The 22,509-nt window shown below is 55.1% G+C and carries 17 protein-coding genes and 6 pseudogenes; 9 read left to right on the forward strand and 14 right to left on the reverse strand.

The window, feature by feature from the left end:
• Positions 1-94: 94 nt before the first annotated feature.
• The 5 genes and pseudogenes from KDB76_RS12555 to KDB76_RS12575 all read right to left on the reverse strand — a co-directional run.
• A complete protein-coding gene (locus KDB76_RS12555) occupies positions 95-1,090 on the reverse strand; it encodes a hypothetical protein (RefSeq protein WP_232108990.1) in 996 nt (331 codons plus the stop codon).
• Positions 1,091-1,148: 58 nt separating this feature from the next.
• Positions 1,149-2,567, reverse strand: a complete 1,419-nt coding sequence (locus tag KDB76_RS12560; protein ID WP_232108991.1) for a DUF2252 domain-containing protein — start codon at positions 2,565-2,567, stop codon at positions 1,149-1,151.
• Positions 2,568-2,902: 335 nt separating this feature from the next.
• Positions 2,903-3,550, reverse strand: a pseudogene (locus tag KDB76_RS12565) (divalent metal cation transporter); the annotation flags it as partial.
• Positions 3,551-3,552: 2 nt separating this feature from the next.
• Positions 3,553-3,756: pseudogene (locus tag KDB76_RS12570) on the reverse strand (SDR family oxidoreductase); the annotation flags it as partial.
• Positions 3,743-3,892: pseudogene (locus KDB76_RS12575) on the reverse strand (NAD(P)H-dependent oxidoreductase); the annotation flags it as partial. The pseudogenes KDB76_RS12570 and KDB76_RS12575, both read right to left, overlap by 14 nt.
• Positions 3,893-4,787: 895 nt before the next feature.
• Between KDB76_RS12575 and KDB76_RS12580 the strand changes: the two are divergent.
• Positions 4,788-4,997: a hypothetical protein gene (locus KDB76_RS12580; RefSeq protein ID WP_016488107.1), complete on the forward strand. Its 210-nt coding sequence runs from the start codon at positions 4,788-4,790 to the stop codon at positions 4,995-4,997.
• A gap of 13 nt (positions 4,998-5,010) precedes the next feature.
• Positions 5,011-5,217: a hypothetical protein gene (locus KDB76_RS12585; protein WP_038409440.1), complete on the forward strand. Its 207-nt coding sequence runs from the start codon at positions 5,011-5,013 to the stop codon at positions 5,215-5,217.
• A 332-nt stretch (positions 5,218-5,549) separates the two neighbouring features.
• Here the strand turns inward: KDB76_RS12585 and KDB76_RS12590 are convergent, their stop codons facing one another.
• A complete protein-coding gene (locus KDB76_RS12590; RefSeq protein WP_038409441.1) occupies positions 5,550-6,110 on the reverse strand; it encodes a hypothetical protein in 561 nt (186 codons plus the stop codon).
• A 119-nt stretch (positions 6,111-6,229) separates the two neighbouring features.
• Here KDB76_RS12590 and KDB76_RS29765 point away from each other — a divergent pair, with 119 nt between their 5' ends.
• The 6 genes and pseudogenes from KDB76_RS29765 to KDB76_RS12620 all read left to right on the forward strand — a co-directional run bounded on the left by KDB76_RS29765 (position 6,230) and on the right by KDB76_RS12620 (position 14,267).
• Positions 6,230-7,267 (forward strand): hypothetical protein, encoded by a 1,038-nt coding sequence (locus KDB76_RS29765; protein ID WP_235208038.1) that lies wholly within the window; start codon positions 6,230-6,232, stop codon positions 7,265-7,267.
• A gap of 289 nt (positions 7,268-7,556) precedes the next feature.
• Positions 7,557-7,887, forward strand: a pseudogene (locus KDB76_RS12605) (transposase); the annotation flags it as partial.
• Positions 7,888-8,538: 651 nt separating this feature from the next.
• Positions 8,539-8,775: a hypothetical protein gene (locus KDB76_RS29770; RefSeq protein ID WP_080708154.1), complete on the forward strand. Its 237-nt coding sequence runs from the start codon at positions 8,539-8,541 to the stop codon at positions 8,773-8,775.
• A gap of 924 nt (positions 8,776-9,699) precedes the next feature.
• Positions 9,700-9,960: a hypothetical protein gene (locus KDB76_RS12610; protein WP_049870807.1), complete on the forward strand. Its 261-nt coding sequence runs from the start codon at positions 9,700-9,702 to the stop codon at positions 9,958-9,960.
• Between the two features lie 57 nt (positions 9,961-10,017).
• Complete coding sequence (locus tag KDB76_RS12615) at positions 10,018-11,322, forward strand: IS1380-like element ISPa33 family transposase (RefSeq protein WP_038409882.1); 1,305 nt, start codon at positions 10,018-10,020, stop codon at positions 11,320-11,322.
• A gap of 1,202 nt (positions 11,323-12,524) precedes the next feature.
• Positions 12,525-14,267, forward strand: coding sequence for an AAA family ATPase (locus KDB76_RS12620; protein WP_212632272.1), 1,743 nt, complete (start codon positions 12,525-12,527; stop codon positions 14,265-14,267).
• A 37-nt stretch (positions 14,268-14,304) separates the two neighbouring features.
• On the opposite strand, the gene KDB76_RS12625 is transcribed toward KDB76_RS12620, so the two are convergent.
• The 6 genes and pseudogenes from KDB76_RS12625 to KDB76_RS12645 form a co-directional block, all read right to left on the reverse strand.
• A protein-coding gene (locus tag KDB76_RS12625) for an IS5 family transposase (protein WP_086005488.1) occupies positions 14,305-15,158 on the reverse strand; the annotation gives its coding sequence in 2 pieces (ribosomal slippage) (positions 14,305-14,814 and positions 14,817-15,158; 852 coding nt in all).
• 207 nt (positions 15,159-15,365) lie between these two features.
• Entirely contained in the window at positions 15,366-15,794 is a 429-nt protein-coding gene (locus KDB76_RS12630; RefSeq protein WP_144241762.1) for a hypothetical protein, read from the reverse strand.
• Positions 15,772-16,638: a hypothetical protein gene (locus KDB76_RS12635; protein ID WP_038409444.1), complete on the reverse strand. Its 867-nt coding sequence runs from the start codon at positions 16,636-16,638 to the stop codon at positions 15,772-15,774. Before KDB76_RS12635 ends, KDB76_RS12630 begins: the two co-directional genes overlap by 23 nt.
• A gap of 392 nt (positions 16,639-17,030) precedes the next feature.
• Positions 17,031-18,044, reverse strand: a pseudogene (locus KDB76_RS12640) (helicase/relaxase domain-containing protein); the annotation flags it as partial.
• 39 nt (positions 18,045-18,083) lie between these two features.
• Positions 18,084-18,200, reverse strand: a pseudogene (locus KDB76_RS30155) (transcriptional regulator); the annotation flags it as partial.
• Between the two features lie 92 nt (positions 18,201-18,292).
• Positions 18,293-19,030 (reverse strand): hypothetical protein, encoded by a 738-nt coding sequence (locus KDB76_RS12645; protein ID WP_038409445.1) that lies wholly within the window; start codon positions 19,028-19,030, stop codon positions 18,293-18,295.
• Between the two features lie 384 nt (positions 19,031-19,414).
• Here KDB76_RS12645 and KDB76_RS12650 point away from each other — a divergent pair, with 384 nt between their 5' ends.
• Positions 19,415-19,792 (forward strand): hypothetical protein, encoded by a 378-nt coding sequence (locus tag KDB76_RS12650; RefSeq protein WP_038410406.1) that lies wholly within the window; start codon positions 19,415-19,417, stop codon positions 19,790-19,792.
• A gap of 130 nt (positions 19,793-19,922) precedes the next feature.
• Here the strand turns inward: KDB76_RS12650 and KDB76_RS12655 are convergent, their stop codons facing one another.
• Both KDB76_RS12655 and istB read right to left on the reverse strand, forming a co-directional pair.
• Complete coding sequence (locus KDB76_RS12655) at positions 19,923-20,798, reverse strand: alpha/beta hydrolase (RefSeq protein ID WP_049870809.1); 876 nt, start codon at positions 20,796-20,798, stop codon at positions 19,923-19,925.
• A gap of 939 nt (positions 20,799-21,737) precedes the next feature.
• Positions 21,738-22,493, reverse strand: coding sequence for an IS21-like element helper ATPase IstB (gene istB / locus KDB76_RS12660; RefSeq protein ID WP_038408850.1), 756 nt, complete (start codon positions 22,491-22,493; stop codon positions 21,738-21,740).
• Positions 22,494-22,509 lie beyond the last annotated feature (16 nt).

Raw genomic sequence — 22,509 nt, forward strand, 5'->3', positions numbered from 1 at the left:
ATGACTGGTGTTTCCGGCGCGACGCCGGTTTCGGCAAGGGACAAGAGCACAAGGATGAACAGAAACTCGGACTTGGACCTCAGGTCGCGATCGTCTATCCAGAACCAGTGATCGCGATAGCGCACGGCCGTATAGGCATTATCTGGCTTGTGCTCGCTTGAGAAGATACGCACCAGTGGCGCGTCCCACTCGCTGGAAACCACAGGAAGGGCAGGCGCGGGGTTTGCCCGCCCTTCTTGCACATGGATGGGCGGGCGTCGATGGTGGCGGCAATTTCCGAGAAGATCTCCGACATCGAGCGCGTCAGCAAGGCCACTTCGGAATCGTTCCGCTGCACCGAGCCGAAAGTGAGGTGCAGTACCTCCGCATCGGGTCGAAGGTGCAGCGACTGACGCACCAGCTGGCGGTCTTTTTCGACGATCTCCGACCTGGTGTCGGCAATCAGCAGCAGCTCACTGTCAGCCCCAGCACGTTGACTGATCCGCATACCCAGCTTTTCCGAACGCTGAATCCGCCGAAGTGCATCCAGCACCGCATAGAACTCGGGGTCTGCTGAACGTAGCCGAGACGGGGAGGTAGACCTGTTGTACAAGCCGTTTGCAGCACGCGTGGTCAGGTGCAGCACGCGATCGACCGGATAGCCCGCCTGAATCAGCGAGAATATCGCCGCTGGCGAAAGCGGCGTGAGCAGATAGCGGGAAAAGCGTTCACCGGATAGCGGGGTGTAGCTGATGGTAGGGCGATCCGTATAAAGGCCGGAAGCGCCCAATGTCTGGCTGTTACCCTCGGCTGGTGAACCACTGAACCAACTTGCGGAAAGGTTTACCTGGCTTTGGATGGCCGTGGAACTGATCACCGATGACACCTCCAGATACACAGGGGCATCGGCGTAGCGCAACTTGACGATGTTCAACAGGGTCTGTTCTTTCCAGGTCGTGGCTATGACGGTCGCGTAATCGCTTCTATCGCGCTCGATAGTAGAGGGGCCGAGCGTGGAACAGGCGGTCAGCATCAGTGTGGCCGCGACGAGAGCGGTTCTGTTGAAACGGAAGGAGCTTGAATGCGCAGTGGAAACACGATTTTCATTCATCTTCTTGAATCCAGATAAATGCAGTTGGGTCACTCCCGGGCATAGGCCATGGCAGTGCTCAATCGTCTTCCTCGCGAAACGCTTTTATCCTGCCTTTTTTCTCGGCGTTGACCAGCGCCGCGTAGTCCCTGGCATTCTGCTCGGCATAAGCCAGGGCAAACTTGCCAAGGGCCTGATCGAAGGCGTCCGACTTGCCGAGATATCCGCTGATCAGTGCTGCGTCCCCTGACTTGGCATGCGCCCGCGCCAATGTCATGCCGCACACCTGCGCATACATGTTCATCTGCTCGAAAGACGCACCTTCCACCGGCAATGACATCTTCATATCGCGCAGTTGTCTGACGAAAAACTGCCGGCCCTTGCTGCTTTCGGTCCAGCCCAGAAAGATGTCGCTGGCGGACTGCGAAAGGCGCTGGCCGGTAACCACGCGCTGACCTTGATTGGCAAATTCGCTCTTGCCGGCATAGGGCGCCAGCACTGATGGGCAGGCTTCCTTGAATTGCAGCAGCAGCGGATGGTTTTCGGCTGAAAAGAACAAGCCAACGAAGCAGAACGTGCCCACGCTGCCGATGCCTACGGCTTTTACTGCAAAGTCCTCGAGGCGATAACGGTCGTAGAGAAATCTGCGCTCGGGTAGCAATGAGCTGCGGTAATCCTCAAGAGCCAGCTTCACGCGCTTGGCAAAACCGGCTTCATGGATATGGAACAGGATTGGCGGCTGGTCGACCAGGCGCCGCCTACCGCCCACTTCATCACTGATCTGGGGATACAGGTAGTCCCCAATGCGCGTTCTGGCCCTGGCTATCAACTCTTGCCGCGCTTTGCGGTATTTCATGCTGGGTGCCATGTCGATGATCGCTTGAGCGTCCAAGCGGTCGTACCAGACGTCAAGCGGACTCATCTCCGACAATTCACGCATGCGTTTGCGGTAGGCCTGCACGCAGGCCATGGCCAGTTGTCCTGCCTCCTTATCGTTCAGCCGATTGTCTTGGGCGGCGACGGCAAAACTGACCGCCAACCGTTTGATGTCCCATTCCCAAGGTGCAGGGAGCGTCTCGTCGAAGTCGTTGATATCGAAGATCAGGTTGCGTTCAGGGGTGGCGAACAAGCCAAAATTGAGCAGGTGGCAATCGCCGCACGCCTGGACGCGTACGCCGGTGCAAGGCAGTGTGGCGAGGTCGCGTGCCATCAGGCCGGCCGAGCCGCGCAAGAAGGTGAATGGACTGCGCAGCATTCGCCCGTAACGCACAGGCACCAGTGCCGGATGTCGGTCACGGTTGGACAGCTCGAGCAAACCGACAGGATCACGCTGCCTGGGCTTGCATTTCCACGTTGCTTGAGCCGCCCGCGGCATGACATCTCGTAGACGTTTGCCGGCCTCCAGTCTCTCCTTGAGCGAGTGAAAATTCTTATCTTCACGGATGTCGTCTATTACCCTGGACAACCGTTTGGTTGAACGCTTCTTGAACTCAGCCATGTCGGCACCTTGGATGAGCAAAGGGTGGGCCCGACCGACAACGGAACTCGTCTGTGATGAATCACTAATGCGGCGTCGAATATTCCCGGACAGCTACTGAAAAGCGTAGCAGTAATTCACTTATCCCAAATTGGCCGTGCAGCTACCAGTCTGTTGAGGCGGGCAGTGGCGTGACAAGGAGCGGTAATTGCCTTCGACACTGTGTTCAATGCTGTTGTGTTGTTGTTTGTCGTGCCTGCGCCGCTGCTGGTTTGCATCAAAGTGGTATTGGCGCGCAGGGCCAGAGGCGCACAAAGAAGCCCTGGCCAACATTGAGCCAGGGCCGCCAATTACCTTCAGGCGATAAGGTCCACTGCAAGTTGGAGGGCTACCCATAACGCCAGGCCAGTGGCGAATGCCAGCGCGATGTTTTCAAACCAGTTGTTGCGGTACGCCTTGCCCAGCAGCGATTTCTGGTTGGACATGATCAGCAGGCCCAGCGAGATCACCGGCAGGCCGATGATGTTCAGCGCGCTGACACCGATGGTAAGGGTCACGAAGTCGGGCATGCCCGGGATCGACCAGACCAGTGGCGTCACCAGGATGAACAACATGAACCACTTGTGCATCGGGTCGTTGTGGAATTCCTTTCCATAGCGTTCGCGCCGTTCGGGCTTCACATGTTGGAAAGCGTCGGTGATCAGCATGGGGAACGCAGTGGTCTTGCCGGAAATGCTGGCGAACAAAGTGGCGAATACGCCTACGAAGAAGATGTACCAGCCGATCGGGCCGAAGAACAGTTCCAACGCCTTGCCCAGGTCGCCGAGCGTTTTCACCTCGATGCCGTTGGGCCGCAGGATTTCCGCGCCGACGATCCAGATCGCCAGGTTGATGACGATACCGACGAATACCGCGAACAGCAGGTCGTTGCGCTGGATGCGTTTGTGTTGCGGGCCGACCCAGCCTTTTTCACGCATGACATAAGGGTGCACGAAGTTGGCTACCGGACGCGCCCCAAGGGAATCTGCGATGCCAGGTAGTCCAGCAGGCCTTGCTGCTGAGCTGCGTCCGGGCCGGCGAGGTCTACCAGACCCGGGGTGCGAGTCGCGCCGGGGCTTATGGTGTTTACCCGGATGTTGCGATCTTTCAGGTCGAGGATCCAGTTACGGGCGAAGGCACGCACTGCAGCCTTGGAAGACCGGATCGAAAACCAGGGTGTCCAGGCGCAGCAAGCGCACCTCATGGCCTGCTTGCGTGGCGGCCTCGACGTAACGTTCGGACACAGCGCCGCAAAAGCTGTCGTTCGAAGGGTGGCCGAGGATTACGAGCATGCGTTTGCTCTTCATGACAAACTCCAGGTAATGAAGTGCCAAGGGTAAAGTCTGCCCCTTACGGTAGAGTCAAGCGTTGCCGGTTAGCGGTAGAGACAAACAGTTCAGCAGCGCTCGGGTGTAGCCCGGCAAACCGTCGAATGAGTGGGCAGGAACGTAATGTTTCAGGGTCCCCGAAGAACATTTGGATTAGCCTTTAGGGCGGTGTTTTCAGCTAGAAAAACTAAAAATATACCCGTAAAAATACCCTCGATACCCTCACATGGATCCGCGATCTGGAACGGCGATTTCTGACGGCTGCCGAGATGGAACCAGATGGAGCTCAGTGTACCTCCGTGGCGAGGGCGGCGGAACCGAGATGGATCCTGTTCGTATGCGATCGCTTGGCCGGGGCAGGCTACCATCGCTGGTAAAGTGTTCCGTGCGGGGGGACAGAAGCTGCCAACGGATGTGTGATGGTTTCTGGGTTCGAATCCCTACGCTTCCGCCACTAATTCTCATTAAAGCCCTGATTTTTTGGGGCTTTTTTGTGCCTGTGTGTTTTTGGTCCCCCATCTGGTCCCCCATTTTTAGTGTGGCTTATGCTGGTTTGCTGCGGATTGTGATGGACATATGGCCTAACAACTCACGTTTGGAAGGGAGCGATTTTTCCAAGGCAGCCTAGGTATGCTTGGCTCTTGCCGGCAGCTATCGACCCGGCGCCTGAATATTGGGGTCGCTTCGCGACACATCGCCGATACGCGCGGCTCTCACAGAGGCTGGCGCAGGTCTGGAAGCTGGTGATATTCCTATGGGAACCGGTTTGCCGCGATGAGGCCTGAACTGCTAAACACAAGGCCTTGGATCGATGCCGGCCATCAGACCGTCGCTATCGTCCTATGATGGATCAACATAGCAGAATGGGCAGAGCATGAAGCGAACCTTGGAAGGCATGGCCAAAGCCGGCGAGCCGCTACTGCGCGAAGCCCTTGATGCGATAAGGGCGCATCAGGCCGCGCAAGATAACGGGGCATCTCCAGAGACAATCGAGCGGCTTAGAGTGTTGGCTGACTCCGTTTATCACGCGGTAGTGGATTTCCAGGTGCTTGAAGCCGGCAGTTTGTCTGAATCAATTCACTGATATCGAGGCACTGATGCCCAAACAGTCGAAGATTTTGCCGCCCGACCACCCAGCCTACACCGAGGCAATTGAGGCAATGCGCCGCTACCACGAAGCGCAGGATACCGGCGCGCCTGCGATAGAGGTGGAAAGATTACGCCTGATAGCTGAGTCTCTGTTCCAAGCTGTAACCGACTATCAAATGAAAGCCTTTGGCCACGGCGGCGGAACTATTCACTGATTGGCAGTTGCGCGGAAGATGGTACGTCCTGAGAAAGTCTGCTTTCGACCCAAAGCAGACATGCCGCTCGAATGTTACGGGGTGGGTAACCCAACGCGGTGTGCTTCAGCGCTTCCACTCATCGGTTTCCCTTTAGCACCGGCTTATACCCGAGCAGGGCAATGGCCGGTTCAAGGCTCTCGTCCAGAGGTACCAGCAGGTCGTGAAGGCTATCAACGCTTGCCCTGCTGCGCTCGGCTAGCAGGCCCTGCGCCGCGTAGAGAACGTCGTGATGATTCAGGCGGCCGGGCAGCGATCATGCCAGAGGCCTCTGATGGTCAAAGGCGTGCCAGCTAGCGTAGCGACATGACTGCGTTTTGCACGGGTAACCGGGATTGCTCCGGGTGCTGCTGCATGAAATGCTTGATCGCTTGGCCCTGCCGGTCCACGACGCACACGTTCACGGTAGCGTGAGGGACCGTGCATTCGTCCAGTGCGAGAAATCCGCAGTTCATCACGCCGTAGAGCGCGACCGGCTGAGCGACGGATGAGCAGTCATACACCATCTCCCCAAGGTAGTTGAGCTTCCCTTGATTAACGGTGAACCGCAGCGGGCTGGAATACGGGCCCATGACCCCGCGGCGGTGCCCCAGGCGAGTGACTTCATATTCCCCGGCGGGCAACCACGCCGAGTAATCGTCCTTGGGCCCCCAGCCATAGGTCTTGTGACTATTGATGTCCTGGAATTCCAGGTAGGTGCCATAAGGGCCACCTCCTATCAGCGCGCCGATCACAAGGCCGGCATTTTGCGCGTTATAAGTGGTTGAATCCAATGCCATCTCAGTGGGTATTTGCGAGCAACCGGCCAATAGTCCTATCAGGCCGATTGCGACGATGTGGTGCGAGCAAAGCATTCCATTACCTCGGTGAAAAAAAGGAAACGCTGTTGGAATAGGCGCGCTAGACGGCCGCTACCGCCTTCACTAGGATGGCGGCCTTTCGCTTTCCTGTGAATCAAGGACGATACATCAACATGTTCGATCTCTACCAATGGCGCATGTTTGGCGCCGTCAGCATCGCCGCCCTTTCCCTCAGCGGGTGCAGTATCAACGGTACCTATCCAGACGCCACCGAGCCCGACGCGGCAAAGCTGCGCTTCATCAGCAGCAATCAAAATTCGACGATGGATGTGTTCGACGCTGCCCATTGTGGCGGACAGACCACAGGGCTGCTCAACAACCTGTTCACCGCCAACACCCGACGTCGCGCAGCCATGAGTATCCCCGCGCCAAACGACGCCAAGGCTTATCTGGAGGTGCGGCTACAACCGGGCCGCGAGTTGTTTGTTCGTGCCAATACATTGGGCTCCGCCAGTGTCTGCACCGTCGCGTTCAACTTCACGCCTCAGAGCGGTGGCGAATACGAAGCGAACTTCCGCTACGTGGGTAACAATTGCCTGGTCACGCTTAACCGGCTGCGTGAGATCGACGGGAAGGCGGTGCGTTCGCCCATCGCGCTAACCAACAAAGGCCTGCCCGCCTGCTCCGGCAGCAACCCGATTTTCCCCAAACCCACCCAGGCACAACCGCAGTCAGCAGAGCGTATGGCCTTGATCAGTCAGATCGTGGACGCCAGCGTCATAGCCAAGATGAAGTACGCTCCTGCCGACACCACTGCGCAGACAGCGTTATTCGATAAGGGAACTGAGGAGCGCAAGCGGCGCCTGGGCTTCACCCTGCCGGATGCCTACTGGACCGAATACCGCCTTAACCTGGAGCAATCGGCCAACGACATGGCGAGTAGCCATGCGCGCTCGTTGCAGCTGTACAAGGATTACTACAGCAATAAACTGGGCCTGCTCGACACCCCGTCGATCAAGGAACTGCTTCCGGACAGTGAGACCGCAGACCGCAGCAAGGCGATGATCACCAATAACACTATGCTGGAATATTACTACCGGACCCTGCGGGAACTTCAGAAAGAAGCATTCAGCGCACATCAAGCACGCATGGCCGATCTGGACCAGCGCTTTGAAGTATGCAAACGTTACCCGGCGTGCTGGCAGAACTAGGTCGGGCCCAAAACGCACGATACGTGTGTTTCTGGAGCGGTCGGTCATTTGAGTGAGTCTATTGGATAGTCGCGGCGAGTATCGCCTTGGCCAGCATGTCCTGCTGCTCTTCTGGCTCAATGAGCTCCAGGCTGACCTGACGCTTCGCTTAGAGCATCTGCCATAGCTGCTGATCGATGTTGTTCTCGACAAGGGGGATCTTCACGATCACGGTTCGAAGCTACCCATTCCGGTACGCCCGGTCCTCAGCCTGATCCTGTTGCGTGACCTACCCAAAATCGCCAAGCTGATGGAGCAGTTCGGCGAGGGCCTGCTGTCCGCGGAAGCTATCGAGGATGCCTCTGCGGCGTTCAAGAAGGCCCACATCGAACGCGCTTTGAGTGCCGCACTTGGCCACCCACCTGGGTTAACCGCCGGGCGCGCAGCGCCCAGAGGATGAAACCAACCAGCGTAACGGCAAGAGTGGGAAGACGGTTTTGACGGGTTATGGCCCGTTGCGACTGGAAATACCTCGCGATCGAGACGGCAGTTTTGAGCCCATTCTGATCCCCAAGCATGAGCGCCGTTACACCGGATTCGATGACAAAATCATCGCCATGTACGCCCGTGGCATGACGGTCACCTGTTTGCATCCGACTTGACCAGCCATTCGCATCGAATGTGACCTGTGCACGGGCACGTCTTGACCGGCGGAATCGACCCAGAGCAGCCGCTGAAAAACAACTGATTTCGTGAGCGCGACGCGCACTCTGTGGGAGCGGGCGTGCCCGCGAACACCGGCGCAGCAGGTGCCAGGCTCCGCGTTGGATTCTTCGCGGGCGCGCCCGCTCCCACAGGGATTGCTGTGCGGCTCACCAGCAGTAATGGGTCAGTAGCAGCCAATCGGGACTGACCGCCATCGACCCATTGCGGCCCGTCGGCATCGGCAGAAACCGGTCAGAATTAGCCGGCCTGCAGGGAGTTAAGGGCCATCGATTTAAGGCTGAAGGTATCTGCCAAACCGTGGGCGATTCAGTCCAGCCCACTTGGAATCGTCGCAATCCCCTCGCAACGAGCGCTTTTTCACCCCCCTTTCTGTACTCGACACCTCACGGATCGTCTCAGAGCTGCTGGCGATGCTGACAGTACGCTCCAAAATGAGGGGAGTTGAAAGTTAGAGCAAGCATTCAAAATAATACGCAGAAAGATTTCGGGCGAAATTTATTGTGAGCCCTCTTGCGTCTATGTATGAGCCTGGCTATTACTTAGGTCTCCAAGGGGGAGATGGCAAAATGCAACCAAGATTCGTTATCGTTCCAGCAGTACCTATAGAAAACGAATCATTTCAGATTGGAAGTCGGTTTTACGCCGCTACCACTTCGGGAGGGTTCGACATCTACGACAATCAAGAAAAAATAAGAATAAAGCGGAATTTTCCGAATAAATCGCTAGCCATAACAGAATGCGAAAAGATGATTTCTGATTCGCGCAACCCGTCCGAGCTATTTCCAATAATGCGAACGGAATGACTTTCTACCGGAGATAGCCCCATGGCCCCATCCACGGACAAGACATTTTTTTATTACGGCGCTATCGCAATCGTAGCTGCCTTTGTATTCATATGCATGGCTTATGAATTTTCGGAGGCACATCTGATATGGGCAATCATACGTCAATATTGGAGTGGCTGATGATTCTGACAGGGTCAATAGTAGGTGCCGGGCTGGCAGCACTTCTATTTGACTGGGTCATATAGCTACCGAGCATTGAGCACCTTGTGCCACCCATTTTTTACCCTTCCGCTGCAGCACTGGAGTTTTCACATGCCTAGCAAGCAGATTGCAAACGAGCAGGCAAAACAATACAGCGATGATGAGCGTGTGACCCTTGTAAGAAAATTCTGGAGCTCAGGCCGACCACTAAATGATTTCTGCACAATCAAAGGCCACCCTTCTTATCATGAAAGCGACCACTTTCGAGAGTTCCAATAGTGCGAGCTTAAGCCGCAATACACTCATGGCAAACCAGTTTGATCACGAGCAATTGAATTCAATTGTCAGCACCCTAGCGCAACTGCACATCCGCCTAAGACTGATCATGGAAGAAACCGAGTCACTTATGAATGGATTGCGCGCTACGCGACCTAATAAATAGTTATCACCCTTTATTTGCAGGAGCGCCCCATTTAACCGCGTAGCCGACCAACAGGGATAAAGAGGAGCTTAACTGTGATCAGCCGCGCTGTTAAACGCTCATTATATTCTGGGATTCACGATTCGCGCACAAAAATTTAGACAAGCCAATTCATCAGAACTTATACGGCTTTTATTTTTTGTACAAGCAAATCCCCGGCAGTCGGGTTAGATGCACATCATGCAGAAAACCGTTGCACGCGCCGTTTCCTCCGCTATGGTGGAGTGACAACACAAGACTAAAGTCGTAGGAGGACGGGCATGCGCATTCGCGGCGATGTGTTTTGGAACTGGGCTGATCCTACGCTCCATCATCGGACACATGACGAGACGCTGGACCAAGGCATCACGATTGACGTTCAAGTGCGTCTCTCACGGACGGGCAGCACACAAATGTTCATCGGTGTGTATGCAAGCTCCGGCATGGCCCTTCACGAAGAAGCATTCGACTCCCGCCCAGGTGAATCCATGACCCGAGCGTTAGCCCGGATTTCTCATGACCGCATAAACAAAAACGGCTGAAAGCCTTATGATTCTTGTCGCCAAACAAAGCCCCATAAGTCTTCAGCCGCGCACAAAATGCTACCAGAAAAACTCCACTTTTCACCCCTCTCTCGCCGCCTCGTCGAGGCCTCTTTCACCGGTGGTCACATCACCTCGGATGCGGGCTTGTTGCTGCTGCGCGAGGTCGACCAGCAACATGGCTTGACCCGCCGCCTGGCCAAAATCGTTCCCGATCGGCGTGATCCTGGGCGTGTCCAGCACGGACTGCAGACACTGCTCGCCCAGCGTATCTATGCACTGGCCGCCGGCTACGAGGATCTCAACGATCATGACGGCCTGCGCCATGACTACGCGCTGCAGACTGCGGTCAACCGCCTGCAACCGCTGGCCGGCAAATCCACTCTGGGGCGCCTGGAACAGCAAGCCGATCGCGAAACGGTGGTGCAAGCCCATCGCCTGCTGTGGGAGCACTTCATCGCCCAGCATGACCAGGCGCCGGCTGAGATCGTGCTCGACTTCGATGCGACCGATGTGCCGGTGCATGGTGATCAGGAAGGGCGCTTCTTCCATGGCTATTACGACCATTACTGCTTCCTGCCGCTCTATGTGTTCTGTGGTCGCCATCTGCTGGTGAGCTATTTGCGCCCGAGCAACATCGATGGCGCCCGACACAGTTGGGCCATCCTGGCACTGCTGGTCAAGTTCATTCGCCGCTTCTGGCCAGAGACCCGCATCGTGTTCCGCGGTGACGGCGGTTTTTGCCGACATCGCATGCTCGACTGGTGTGACCGCAAGCAGGTGGATTATGTGGTGGGTCTGGCCCGCAACACCCGCCTGCAGCGGATGGCGGCGCCGGCCATGCAAGCTGTCGCCGAGGCCTACCAAGAAACCGGGCAGAAGATGTCCGGCGTGTATCGCTTCCTCTATCAGGCCGGTAGTTGGCGTAGGCGCCGCCTGGTCGTGTCGCGCCTGGAACATGGCGAGCAGGGTGCCAATCCACGCTTCATCGTCGTGTCCCGCTTTGCCGAGGATGCTGCCCAGCAGTACTACGAAGACTACTGCGGCCGTGGCGACATGGAGAATCGGATCAAGGACCAACAGTTGGATCTGTTCGCCGACCGCACCTCCAGCCCACGCTGGTGGACCAACCAGTGGCGGCTGATGCTGTCGGCCTTTGCCTATGTGCTGTTCGAACGGCTACGCGATCATCTCCAGGGCACCGCATTGGCGCGCATGAGCATCCATAACCTGCGCTTGAAACTGCTCAAGATCGGTGCGGTGATCATTCGCAACAGCCGGCGCATCCGCGTGCTGATCAGCGAGGCCTATCCGCATCAGGAACTCTTTGCGGGGCTGGTTGCCCGCCTCAAGCCGACCTGAACAGGCGGGCGCCCCCGGCCCGGCTCAATGGGGGAAAGGGGGCAGTGCGCCCCATACGCGGGAATTGAATAAAAAACGATCAATTTTTAGCGGTGGAAGGCAGGTTGTTGATACACCGAGGCTTCACCGGCCACGCCTGCCGGCCTCATGAGAAATCCGGGTTAGCTTGGGGTGTGGGGCGCGCACGCCGCCTAGCGTCAAATCGGGTGAGCGCCCAATCCGTGGCCTGATGCCCAACTTCTACCTCAAGGGTCAATGAAGGTTGTGGCATCGAAAGCCACGGCCACATCGATCCGTGGGCGTACATAACGGCCCTCAACGCCTCCCCCTACTCCAGCGTCCTTACGGTGTCCGGCACCACGTAAGCCGTGATGTAGCCCCCGGATGAACGTCTCCGTCATCCTATTGTGGTAGACGGCTAAGCTTCCTACCCCAAATCCTCATGCCACGTTAAAGCGTCCCAGTGAGTTTAGCTGTCTTTCGCGAAAGGCAGCTATGGGTCGATAGCGGACCCTCATCAGCGACCTGCTATCTCCAGGTGCTAGCACGGGACCGTCGAAAAATATTTCAAATTGCAGTGGGGGGCAGTGCTGCGGCGGGAAGCTTGGTGGGGGCGTCCACCGCTAGATGTTGTGCTGCCGGAAAATTTCGAGGCCACTTTGTCCGCATTGATACGGGGAGGACCATCAGCGTAACTAGCCTCTTGTCCATCTCTCCTTGCATGGGGTGCAAGGGGTCGAGTGTTCGAATCACTCCGTCCCGACCAAATAACTCCAAAGAATCCAGCCGCTTAGCAGTGGCTGGATTTTTTTTATGGGCGATGGATTGTACTGGATGTAGGTTTTTACCCCACTTTTTACCCCACCGAATTTTCACTACTCGAGCATAGTGGGGTTAGAGCCCATGGTTCAGAAGGCGTGCTCGGATTGACGACCTTCACGCCGTCAGCCTTCCTGACCTACACGCTCCGCATGCCTGTGATCAGGAAACTCAAGCAGAAAGCTTATTGATAGTCGTAGTAGAGGTAGATCTTGCTCTGTGGTCACTCGCTATGAACGTCCTCAGCAGACATTCGGTACCGGTAAACAGCTGAAAACATTTGAAATGATGTCATATTGACATGTCTGATGGTGGCGATGATATTACCCTGACCCAAAGTCCAGCAGTCTTGGGTATCAAATTACGATTACAGGGATTTGTGTATGGCCAAGAAGCCCGCAGTAGCTGAAATTGTTTCACTGATTGAAGAAGGTACACCTCGCCCAAGACTGCATAAACTCATCATCCAAAATTTTCGTTCAATTGGGTCAATCCCGGTAGAGATCGAGCTAGATGACATCGTTGTACTGGTTGGTGCGAACAACGCTGGTAAGAGCAGTATCTTGCGAGCCTATGAAATCGTAATGTCTCATGGATCTAGCGCCGGCAAACTCAGTATTAGTGATTTTCCCAACGGCGAGGTCGACAGGGAAGCGCTCCCAACCATCGAGCTCCAAACTATCGTCTTCAGTAATGCGCCGGGAGATAGATGGCTTGGCGTGCAGGCCAACGGAGAGTTCCTGATCCGCGAGCGTTGGATCTGGGACAGCCCTGCCAGGGAGCCGGTGCGCCAAGGCTTCGATGTGCAAAAGGGTGACTGGGATGCGCAGGTGCCTTGGGGGGCTCCAAACGTGGCCAACGCCAAGCGTCCGCGTCCCCATCGCATAGACGCATTTGCTTCGCCAGATGCCCAAGCGAATGAGATTGTTAACTTGATCAGCTCCTTGCTGAAGGAGCGCGTCCAACAAATCAAGTCGGATCCGGCTCAAGAGCTTTCTGACTACGAACTTGTGATCGAGAAGATCAAAAATCTGCAGACAAAAGCCGTGGAGGCGACTGAAGCAGAGGTGGCTTCCATCGAGTCAGAGATTACCCAGTATCTCGATCGGCTTTTCCCAAACCACCATGTGAAGTTCGATGCCAAACCTGAGTTGGACATCGAAAAGGCCTACACCCCATTCAAAACCACCGCCGACCTGCTGATGGGCCCGAAGGATGGTTACCTGTCAGGTATTGCCAACCAGGGGAGCGGAGCCCGTCGAACGTTGCTGTGGGCCGCCCTGAAGTACCTGTCGGAGGCGAAAGATAGCGAAGGGACAAGGCCGCACGTTTTGCTGCTGGATGAACCAGAAATTTGTCTGCACCCCTCTGCCATCCGGGAGGCCAGAGCAGTGCTTTACGATCTGCCTCAGACGGGCAACTGGCAGGTGATGATTACCTCGCACTCACCGATCTTCATCGATCTGTCCAAAGACAACACCACGATTGTTCGCGTGTACCGTGGTGAAGGTAACGAGGTGGAAAGTACGACCTTGTACAGGCCTACTCGCGCCAAATTGGACGATGACGACAAGAAAAACCTCAAGATGCTCAACGTTTGTGATCCCTACGTAAACGAGTTCTTCTTCGGTGGACGGCAGATCATCGTAGAGGGCGACACCGAGTACACGGCATTCTCGATCATCAGGGACATGTATCTCGACGAGTACAAGGATGTTCAAATCATCCGTGCTCGTGGTAAGGGAATCATTCCTTCCCTGGCAAAAGTCCTACTGCAGTTCTCCAAGCAGTTTACGATCCTCCACGATACCGACTCCCCGCTTACGGTGGCCGGTAAAGGCAACCCAGCCTGGGGCATGAACGGCACCATAGCCTCCGTGCTTAAGCTCGACAACGCAGTAGGGCGCGTTAGGCTTGTTGCGTGCCGTACATGCTTCGAGACAGCGTTATTTGGAAAAGAGTCCAAGGACGAGAAGCCATATCGAGCCTTTGTCCGTATCCAAGAAGATGCAGAATCTGCTGAGAAGGTGAAAGCATTGTTAGATTATCTGCTTGACTCCTCTAAGCAGATACCGGGTAACTGCCTCGAGTGGACAACAATAGAACAATTGGAAGAGGCCGGTTGAGGCGCGCATTTGGAGGGCGCTGCGCTTGTAACTTACACTAGGCTCTGTACGTAAAGTATTGTCGCAAGCACCGCATAGCGCAGGCCAATGAGACCATCGCCGCAAAACTTGTTGCGAGCTTGTCGAAGCGCGTCACGATGCGACGGTTCTCCTTCAGCCAGCCAAACATGCGTTCGATGATGTTGCGCTGCCGATATTTGGGGCGATCAAAAAGTCGAGGCAATCCTGGCTTGGTTTTGCGCTTCATGCTTCGCAACGGAATGACTGGCTGCATGCGATAACGATCACAATACTGGCGCAGCGCTTCAGCGTCGTAACCCTTGTCAGCCAGCAACCAGCGGCAACGCTTGCGTGGGCGACCGCGCAGGCTGGGTATGCAAGCCTGATCGAGTAGCGGTTGGGCATAGGCTATATCGCTGGCTTGTCCGCCTGACAACAGGAAACGCAGAGGCACACCATTGGCGTCGCACAGCATGTGAATCTTGGTCGTCAGGCCACCCCGGCTGCGCCCGAGCGCGTGGTCTTGCGGTTCTTCAAATCCCCTTTTTTCCCGGCACCTGATGAGGCCCGGGTTGCTCGTACGGCAGTGGAGTCGATCATCCATGTTTCCAAGTCAATCAAACCCTGCTCATTCAATCGGATATGAAGACGCTTGAGCATCTGATCAAAAGCTCCGCAATCACGCCATCCCCGGAACCGTTGATAGATCGTTGACCAAGGGCCGAATCGTTCGGGCATGTCTCGCCAGGCTGCGCCAGAGCAAAGCACCCAGAGAATACCGTTTAGCATCAGGCGATCATCGGCCCGAGGGCGCCCGGTGCGCTGATTTTTGGTGAAGATATCTGCAACCAGATCCCAGGCTGCGTCGGGAAGTTCATACCGCTTTGCCATCTTGGCCTCCTGGCTTTAATGGCGGTGTATTTTACAGAAAATCGTATTTCTTGGGTTTACGTACAGAGCCTAGTGTTCATCGTTCTTAGTGTTACAAAGGCCTCAGCCATAAGCCACTCGAAAATTATTAAGGTCGGGTGGCTTTTTGAGGAAGGCTCGGAATTTTTCACGAGTCCTCTACAAGAAAATTCCTCGCGGAGAATGTACTCACACAGTAGTCAAGGTTCTGTGTTCGATTGCTTTCGCAGCAACGCCATCTTTGAAATGAAAAAGGCTTGCTAATGCGAACAGTCCAAGCTGTCCAAATCCAAGGCACAATGTAGGTTTAGTAATCATGCCAAAGTAAACCAAGAGGGACATGGCTACCAAGAAGAAACGTTTGGATGAGTACCAAGAAAAGTGTCGATCATCTACTGTGCGGTTTTTAATGGCGGCGCGGGACGTCCTTACCGCGATTTGACCAAATATAATGCATGACACTAGCGACCAGTCGGCAGCTAGAAATATATCTTTCCATGAGTATGCGTATAGCTTTATCGCTACCAAAAAAACGAATGGAGTTACGATAAAAAGGTATTCGGAGCACAGCTCTGCTAGGATTGCTTTCTGCTCTTTAGAGCAAGGGTATTGTTTCATGTTGCAATCCCACGTTTCGATGGATATCAATAATTTTTACAATTTTGGCATTTGATATATACGGTTTGCCTTGGCCAGGAGGAGGGGTGTAGAGCTGGAACGAGACTTCAGCTTCCATGACATCCTTCGGCCCGATGGCGCGCACCAAGCCATTTTGATAGTCATCAAGCCACTTTATATCAATAATGTTGGCGTTGTACCGACTACCTGTTGTAACACTTACCATCGACCAGGCACCTTTGCCTATGTTAACTGGGGCGCGTACGTAAAGCCGATCTGAGCCATTGAAGCTTGTTGTAATCCCAAGGAACATATTCTTTGGATTAGCGTTGAAGCGCCAGTGGGTGTTGATGGGGGTGACATTCTCTGTATCCGCCAGGGACGTTAGGACGGTTTCGTCCGGGAGAAGCTTCTTGTTGGCCTCAGAGAATTTCTGGAGAGCGAACGCGAGCTCTTTCCTGTCAATTTTAGGGTGAATCATCTGCGGGTTATCGTTTTTGGTCAGCTCGTTCTCAAGTACAGAAGCGATCGCATCGACCTCGCCTTCAGTGGCCGTACTCTCAACTCCTGAGAGGGCATCAGCGAGTGTGAAGCCCGACTCAATGATTGCGGAGGACATCCATCCTTTGAGCCGACCAGGCACAGCTTTGATGAAGCTAGCAACTGAGCCCGCCTCAACGCACTCGAGCTGTAGCGCGAAGTCTTCCGGGTCTCCTAGCGCGTTGACCAACACTTGGCCGAGTGCTTGGTAGGCCTCGATGTAGCCGCTCATTGCCTGGAAGACCTCTGCCGGACGCTGACGCTTTTCGGCGAAGTCGATTTTGATTTTCAGCGTTTCGGACATGCCAGACTGCTTCCTTGAGAATGGTTGATGCTGCCAGCTAAGAACGCACGAATCACAGCTGGCATGAGTGTCTAGTGCCAACCGGAAATCGCTGGGAGGGAAGATTCTACAGCCGATGGTGGCAAAATGTCCTCAGTCGAGTTGCTCTATCGTTTTTCCATCTTAGTGGAACAGACCTAGCGGAGGATTGGCGCTGAGCTGCCGGCGTGTTGAGGAGGCTGCCGCTTTGCGGCCAGGCTATCGTGAACCGAGCCTCGGCGTGCTGCCTAAATCGGCATTTTACTTTCAAATCTTCGGCCATCCTGGTCTACGCGCTCCGCTTGACGGCACAAGGGCCCGTAACGCTTATGGTCATGCCGGTTCGAAGACTCTTTTCAACGCGGGTAAAAAGCTCAAGACATCAACGTTAAAAAAGGATTGTTGGCAGGAGGCTCTCCTGAAATTGTCCTGGAGTCGTTTAGCAAGTAGCCATTCAACGAGCTGGCGCTTCGAGGGCCTCTAACTGTGCATGTCCAAATGTTCTGGCCATTGGGTGTCTTCAAATGTACATGCAGCTTCTCAAATTGACGTTGTATGCGCCGCCAGGCATCGCTCTTAGAGTATGCGTCAGCCAAGTCTGGGTGCTCTGCGGCGTAGCGCTGGAAAATGCCCGGCGTGACTAGGAAAAAAGTGCCGTTCACGGTGTGGACCTTGGCCTTGCTGTCGTTGACCACTAAGCGATGATTGAGAACCCCTTTGCGAAGCCATTCGAGGAAGGCCAGCCCCTCGGCATCCTTGGATGGTGCAGTGGAGGATTGAGGACTTCCCGCGCCTGGCCCAGTTTCGGCCTCGCTCCGTTCTTGCAACATGTTCATCAAATCGTCGAGATAGTCGAAATCCTCTCTCTGGGGAGAGGCGGTTGGCTGCTTTTCATCTTCAGCAGTTTGCGGCCTAACTGTCTTCGCTTCACTGGTCCGCAGTGGACCATTCATCATCGGTTCGATCCTGCCACAGAAACAGTCTGGCCGAGGTTCATTTGCCCAAATAAGGCTCGGCTGCAGGCGGAGAAAGGTAAAGCGATGTTGCCAGTCGTCTTCTGTTACGGTGGCGCTCCATACCGCTTTGCCCTCTGGGGTCGCATCCACCAATCCATGCGACTGCAGTTCATCGAACAAAGCGATGTTGGAAGAGGGGATGCCATCCACGGCCTGAGCCAGCAGGTAGGCGCGCAGTTTGTCGGTGGCGGTTTTACTGACCAACCACAGATGGTCTTCGGTGAGCCAGCCGGCTGCACCGGGCTGGTTGAATTTGAACTCGTTTTTAACCAGGTGACGCAGGCCCGTGAGCAGGTGATGCTGCAACGAGTGTTTAGGTGCCAGCATGGCCTTAGTGGGATTGGCGCCGATGTTCTGCGCTGTAGAGATGCGTCGGCATTGCGGGAATAGTCCGGCCTTCATCAGGTTGTAGATGTGTGAGCGTTTGAAGCCGGTTTTTTGTTCCACCTCATCGCGGCGCATGATGTGGCGATCGGCGGAAGCTGGGGCAGGGCTGGCAGGTTGCATGGTGTCACTCCTTAGCGCCATGTGGCGCGCAGTGGGATGTGACAGTCATTGAAGGTCCGTGGGGGTGAAAAATCATTGCCAGGCAATGGCCGTCATTGCCTGGCTATTCGGCGCTAGGCATCTACCGCCTGGGCAATCCGACGGCGCGCCTGCGCAAATTTCCGATCAAGGGTGCGTTTGCTCAACCCAGCAACACCTGGGAACAGCGTAGTGATGGCATCGACTACCGCAGACTGGGTCTTGTAGATTGACCGCGGTTGGCCGCTCTTTGACTTTTCAAGCATTACCGCTAGCAGGGCTCCGATAATCGTGTGGTGCACCTTGGTGGATGTCTCGGATGCAGGCCCAACTCCCTCGAGCTGTGCTGCCAATTCGTGCTCTTGCTCTTTATACGCAGCCATCTCTTTGGCGAGGGAATCAAAAGCCTGATGCATTTTTTCGTATTCGCGCGCGTAGAAGTCTCGCTCAGCTTGCACTGCCATGAAAACGTTGAGATTCACGCACTCGAGGTGGTCAGTGTTCTTTGGAAATAGAAACTCGGGCTTATCCTCTGGGTGGTTTAGAGCGGACCATACTCTCAGATCTGTACGGCGGATGGACCAATACACGCGTTCGACGTGGTCATTAGGCGTGATGGGTCCGCCGAGGAAAGTTGCAGCCAACTCCCCAGAGGCGATGGCGTCGTAAATTCGCTCTACATGGAACTGAAGGTTGGGCCATTGTGGAAAATGTTTGAGCAGTTCACCTGAGTGAGAGATCTCTACTTGCAGGATCTCTGTAGAGTGATCGGTGAGGTTGCACCAAAGGATCGCGGCATCAATGGGGTGGTAGCAGCTCTTGATCGAGTCCATGTCAATCAGCCTCCTGCTATGGTCATCCTAATCGCTGGCGGGGGCTGCTGATTCGGGCCCTCTGTCGAGCGGAGGATCCAAATGGATTTTCGGATCCAAAGGCAGTGACTGTGAAATGGTCTTTTGGTTCGGCTGAAGAGAGCCGATCGCGACAGGTTTCGACGCTATTCATTTTTGCCAGAATCTTCTCTCAAAACTCTACTTATATACACACTTTTTTCGATTTGATTTTGTCCTGGATAGGCAGTCCGAAGGTCTAGTCAAGTTGTGCGACGAGGCTTGAAAAGTCCATGCGAGAAGCTTACGTTCGAGAGTACGGATTTCCGGAAGCTGACGGACGTTTTTGATGGATTGCGCGCTTGAGTGCTGCATGCGGGAGGTTACGTGAGCGACGCAGATCGGTATCGGCTGGCGGCATGCCGGGCTGGCTACGCCCAGACCATCGAGCACCTTGAAGGGTGGAACTGCTGCCGGCGTCAGTGTGCTGCGCTCCTAGCGGCCTACGGTGCACGGCTGTCTGCCGGCACGTTGCGCATACACCTGGGGGCGCTCGCCCACTGGCACCCGCAGCGCGGCTTTGTCGACCCGACCAAGGCGGCGCAGGTGCGCGATACCCTGCGCGAAATCCAAGTGCTGCACCCACAACCTTTCAAGCAGGCGCCGGCCTTGCAACTGCAAGTCCTCCAGGCCGCCATCGAAGGACTAGGTGGTGACCTGCAGAGTGGGCAGCCGGTGCTGCGATTGTGGGCTTCGTGTGACTAGGCGTTAATCCTGCTGATTTTGCGTTGGAAGCCCAGACTTTCGGCTGGGCTATTTTTGTTGAGGAGGAGTTTTGCGGCTAGAGGGGTGTGCTAATAGATGCGGTGCTGGAGAGCTAATGCATTCTGAAGATTTAGTTTAAATTACCCAGGAATTTCTCCAGCGGAATATTAAATTGCTCCGGATGCTCCCAGAAAGAAATGTGTTTGTCCATAAGCGCTATTGACGCAGTCGGTGTGTTTTCTTTGCTCCACTTAGGTACGGAATGCTTCCAATCTTGGCGTACTACGTAAAGCAGTGGTACTTTATTTTCCAAGTCGCGAAGATCCGCTCGGTAATCTTGATAAAAACTGTTCGCATTGGTCAGTGCAGCCACGCCGTCGCTAGTCATGTTGGAAATTTTGGTAATCCAGTTCATGTACTCTGGAGTAGGGTTAGTCACCATCCAGTGAGCAAATTCGGTGTTCATCTTCTGCCGATCATTTAAAGAACCTTGCGTGAGCTGTTCACAGAAGTGATCGTTATCGTCTCGGGAATACCAAGCCCACTCACTTGCATTACTTGTTGCGTTTCCTGTCGGCGCTGCATCTAGCATTACAAAGCCAGCCAGCCTGTCGGCGCCAAATTGGTGCACGTAGGAGAGCGCGTCAAATCCACCGTTTGACCAGCCGACTAACACAAATTTATTCAGATTGAGCTTTACGATCAGGGCGTTAAGATCACGCCCATGCTGCTCGTAATAATTGCCTTCATTAGTATGTGTTGAGAGGCCTTGGCTGCGAGGGTCAATAGCAATCAACTTGTACTTCTTTGAGTCTTTAAAATAGGAAAGTTGCTTTTCGAAGACGTCTGCGCTCATAATCCAGCCAGGGACGAGCAAAACAACTCTTGGGCCCTCTCCAGACGTGAGGTAGTGGATGTTGAGGTCATCGGAAACCTTAACGTATTCAGCGTTGGCCATGGACGCCCACAGTGCAGAAGCGAGGAGCCATTTGCGATATTTTCCCACTTAGTACTCCTTATGGTTGTTTTTTATATTTTTAAACTGACTTGAGCCGCACGGTGCCTATTGGGCAAACGGTCTCGAAGTCGCTTAGAGTATCTATCGTCTGTACTGTGTTATGAGTGTGGGGCAGGTGATATTAGGTGATTAGTTCTGTAATGCCTATGGCTGAAAATTTACTGTTGGACTCTAGCGAGATCTGAAATTTTTGCATTGCTTTTTTGGTTTTATTCTGGATTTTAGTGTGTTTCAGTAATCTCCGCTGGGGTGTGTCAAGTACACGTATTGCTCGCTGGAGTGATAGGTCCAGGCAGTGTTTCTGTATCCTGGCGACGTCTGCGAAAAGCTGACCTTAGCGGTTGGCGGTGTTATATTCTAGTGTTTGAATTTTGCACCGAGCGGCCGGGCTGATGTGGTTCTTGGGTTTGAGTGCTCGTTTGCTACGATTCACAGTAATATGGTGAAACTATGTGACTGCCAGAAACTGGATGCAACCTAAAAAAACTAATTGGCCCATTAGTTTTTTTAGGCAGGGAATTTCAGTCAAGGGGTCGGAGAAGCTGGCATAAGCTTGGCAGTTTGAGGTTAAGGCAGTGGTGTATGCTGCCCAGCTCGACCAAGAATAAGGAAGGCAAGCGCATCAGATGATGAAGGGCAGCCAGTGCTATTCAGCATGAGGGCCATAATGGCGTAACTGGTCCTTCACGGTCATGGCACTACTACGAATAACGCCGACGTGGTAGAAGTCGCAGTGCTTGCTGCATGGTCAAGAACATATCGTCCGTGCACAAGCGGGGGGGGGGATGCTGATGTTGAAAAGCGACCCGGGCGTGGAGGGGGTGCGGATTCCACGCCATTCGGACACTCAGCCCACGCTGATCCGGACACCTGTTCCACGATCATTCGGACAGGCAGTCGGAGCGCAGCGACGCAGGGGTTGCATTGTTAGTCTGAGGCGCCCGGCGCCGTCAATTTCTTCACCCGCTTTCTCATCGACTCGCCCTTGAGGTTGATCCGGTAGGCGTTGTGCACCAGGCGGTCGAGGATGGCATCGGCCAGGGTTGGATCGCCGATCAGTTCGTGCCAGTTGTCCACGGGCATTTGGCTGGTCACGAGGGTCGAGCGCTGGCCGTAGCGGTCGTCCAGTAGCTCCAGCATGTCGCGGCGCTGTTCGGCGGTGAACGGGGCCAGGCCCCAGTCATCAAGGATCAGCAGGTCGGTCTTGGCATAGCCGCTCATCAGCTTGGCGAAGCGCCCGTCGCCATGGGCTAGGCCCAACTCTTCCAACAGGCGCGGCAAGCGCAGGTAACGCACGCTGTAACCCTCTCGGCAGGCCTGGTGTGCCAGGGCGCAGGCCAGCCAGGTTTTACCCACGCCGGTGGGCCCGTTGATGATCAGGTTGAGTCCGTCGCGTAACCACTGACCGCTGCTCAGCTGGAGGATCAGCGCCTTGTCGAGTCCGCGCGGGCTGCGGTAGTCGATGTCTTCGAGGCAGGCGTTGTGCTTGAGCCGGGCCTGACGCAGGCGGCTGCTGAGGCGCTTGTCGTCGCGTTCGGTCAGTTCGCGGTCGACCAGCAGGCCGAGGCGTTCCACGAAGCTCAGGCTGTCGATGTCGGGGGTTTTCAGTTGCTCGGCGAGTGCCTTGAGCATGCCGGTCAGGCGCAGGGTCTGGAGCTTGTCCAGGGTCGGATGGGGCAGCATGGTGGGATTCCTTGTG

Origin of the sequence: Pseudomonas sp. JS425 (assembly GCF_018223845.1) — a bacterium.
GTDB classification, from domain to species: Bacteria; Pseudomonadota; Gammaproteobacteria; order Pseudomonadales; family Pseudomonadaceae; genus Aquipseudomonas; species Aquipseudomonas asiatica.

Coding starts and splice junctions, on each gene's coding strand:
- KDB76_RS12555 (WP_232108990.1), bottom strand. CDS start 1,090: ATGAATGAAAATCGTGTTTCCACTGCGCATTCAAGCTCCTTCCGTTTC.
- KDB76_RS12560 (WP_232108991.1), bottom strand. CDS start 2,567: ATGGCTGAGTTCAAGAAGCGTTCAACCAAACGGTTGTCCAGGGTAATA.
- KDB76_RS12580 (WP_016488107.1), top strand. CDS start 4,788: ATGAAGCGAACCTTGGAAGGCATGGCCAAAGCCGGCGAGCCGCTACTG.
- KDB76_RS12585 (WP_038409440.1), top strand. CDS start 5,011: ATGCCCAAACAGTCGAAGATTTTGCCGCCCGACCACCCAGCCTACACC.
- KDB76_RS12590 (WP_038409441.1), bottom strand. CDS start 6,110: ATGCTTTGCTCGCACCACATCGTCGCAATCGGCCTGATAGGACTATTG.
- KDB76_RS29765 (WP_235208038.1), top strand. CDS start 6,230: ATGTTCGATCTCTACCAATGGCGCATGTTTGGCGCCGTCAGCATCGCC.
- KDB76_RS29770 (WP_080708154.1), top strand. CDS start 8,539: ATGCAACCAAGATTCGTTATCGTTCCAGCAGTACCTATAGAAAACGAA.
- KDB76_RS12610 (WP_049870807.1), top strand. CDS start 9,700: ATGCGCATTCGCGGCGATGTGTTTTGGAACTGGGCTGATCCTACGCTC.
- KDB76_RS12615 (WP_038409882.1), top strand. CDS start 10,018: ATGCTACCAGAAAAACTCCACTTTTCACCCCTCTCTCGCCGCCTCGTC.
- KDB76_RS12620 (WP_212632272.1), top strand. CDS start 12,525: ATGGCCAAGAAGCCCGCAGTAGCTGAAATTGTTTCACTGATTGAAGAA.
- KDB76_RS12630 (WP_144241762.1), bottom strand. CDS start 15,794: ATGAAACAATACCCTTGCTCTAAAGAGCAGAAAGCAATCCTAGCAGAG.
- KDB76_RS12635 (WP_038409444.1), bottom strand. CDS start 16,638: ATGTCCGAAACGCTGAAAATCAAAATCGACTTCGCCGAAAAGCGTCAG.
- KDB76_RS12645 (WP_038409445.1), bottom strand. CDS start 19,030: ATGGACTCGATCAAGAGCTGCTACCACCCCATTGATGCCGCGATCCTT.
- istB (WP_038408850.1), bottom strand. CDS start 22,493: ATGCTGCCCCATCCGACCCTGGACAAGCTCCAGACCCTGCGCCTGACC.